This is a genomic window from Methylophaga sp. UBA4204, from assembly GCF_002379485.1.
In the GTDB taxonomy this organism is placed as follows: Bacteria; Pseudomonadota; Gammaproteobacteria; order Nitrosococcales; family Methylophagaceae; genus Methylophaga.
Genome location: NZ_DFTU01000082.1, coordinates 1,240 through 3,050 on the forward strand (window position 1 = coordinate 1,240; position 1,811 = coordinate 3,050).

At 44.2% G+C, this 1,811-nt stretch carries 2 protein-coding genes; one reads left to right on the plus strand and one right to left on the minus strand.

Annotated features, from left to right (window positions below; translation table 11 throughout):
* Positions 1–232: 232 nt before the first annotated feature.
* Entirely contained in the window at positions 233–955 is a 723-nt protein-coding gene (locus B3182_RS12050) for a ZIP family metal transporter (protein ID WP_292353604.1), read from the minus strand.
* Between the two features lie 108 nt (positions 956–1,063).
* Between B3182_RS12050 and B3182_RS12055 the strand changes: the two genes are divergently transcribed.
* A partial coding sequence (locus B3182_RS12055; RefSeq protein WP_292752901.1) for a virginiamycin B lyase family protein occupies positions 1,064–1,811 on the plus strand: 748 nt, incomplete at its 3' end.

The window sequence follows — 1,811 nt, forward strand, 5'->3', positions numbered from 1 at the left end:
GCGGCTATGAAAGATCAACAGCCACTGATGAATAAATCAGAATCCCAACGGATACTTCTCGCCATGTACCAACATGGAAAAAAACACCGTAGTGCCTACGTTGAAATGACTGTTTATGACACTAGTGAGTTTAAGGTAGCAAGCTAATCTGCCAACTGATATTACATAGGTTAAAGTTTGAACAAATAGTCACTTGCTATTTTTGATTGAGAAGCAAATTGAATGTAATTACTTAATGCGTTGCCATCAGTAAATGTCCAAACAAGGCCAGACAAAAACCCAATACCGCCCCTAACGGTGGAGCCCAGTGCTTTTCCAATTTCGACTGGGGGGCAATATCCTGAAAAATGAGATATAAAATCCCACCTGATGCAAACAACATAATGGCCCCCAGTAACGATTGATGTTCTGATAAAAACCAATATCCTACCAACCCAGCAATCGGGCCAAGTATTACTAATCCTGCCATTTTGAGCAGTACGTTATCGTGTTTATTGTGGTGTTTTAGTTCTCGGTAGGCATTAAACCCTTCAGGTAAATTTTGTAACCCGATCAATAATGCCAGCAAAGGCCCGGAGGCAGGATTTAAGGCCATCAAACCTCCCAGCGCGATAGCCTCAGGAATGTAATCCAATATCATGCCCATAAGTTGAGGAGATTCGTTATTATGGCTTCCCATTAACCGTTCCACACCGAAAAAAATCAGGCCACCTGACAAAATAACCGGAATACTCCAGAGCGAGTCATGCATATTATTGATACCTTCCGGGACCAGCACTATCGTTACTGCGCCCAATAAAATCCCACCACCGAAAGCAATGATGAAATGTCTTAATTCTCTTTCCAGCCACTGAGAATGCACCCGCTCAAATGAGGCAACCCAGCCACCTATCGGAATACAAATTCCTGCAGCGGTTGTCAGTAAAATAATTTTCAACACGGATTCACTATTCATTTTTTCCTCTTTCTTCTAGGGACTGTTTATCTTTAGTTAATCAGCACTTTTGGGTTTCTCTATAGTCAACACCTTACTGATTCCCAAAAGCAACCCTGTAGGGTAAATATGACAAGTACTAAAACGTTCTCTGCTAAACATTTTATTCAGACCAGTTGCCTATTCGTCTTCAGCTGCATGCTGTTCATCAGTCACGCTACAGCTGATAAATCTAAAAGTGAAAACAAGGCGAGTCCTGACAAAATGGTCTCTCTGGATTTCACCGAATGGAAAGTCGAATGGCAAAACAGCCGACCTCGTGATCCCTATATCAGTCCGGATGGTCAGGTCTGGTTTGTAGGTCAGGTAGGAGATTATATTGCGAGGCTAGATCCCCAGTCAGGCGATATGCAACGTTATGCTATTCCCGAAGCCGGCCCACATACAGTCATTGTCGATGACGAGGGTTATCCATGGTATGCAGGTAATAAAGACCAACATATTGGCCGCCTTGATCCTGAAACTGGCAATGTGACTCGTTTTGAGATGCCCGAGGGCGTCAATGATCCTCATACAATGGCCTGGACATCGGACGGAAATATCTGGTTCACCGTACAGCGTTCGGGAAAAGCCGGTTTTATTGGAAAATTGGCTACTGATTCGGGTGAAGTGCAAATCGTTGAGGTACCAGGAAACCACATGCGTCCTTATGGACTGGTGGTCGATAATCAGGATCGTCCCTGGATTGCCTTTATGGGCAGCAACGCGATTGGCACAATTGATCCAGATTCAATGCAATTGGAAATCATCTCCACTCCACACGAAGAAAGCATTATTCGCAGGATCGGACTGACGTCCGATAACCGGGTCTGGTGGT

Coding starts and splice junctions, on each gene's coding strand:
- B3182_RS12050 (WP_292353604.1), bottom strand. CDS start 955: ATGAATAGTGAATCCGTGTTGAAAATTATTTTACTGACAACCGCTGCA.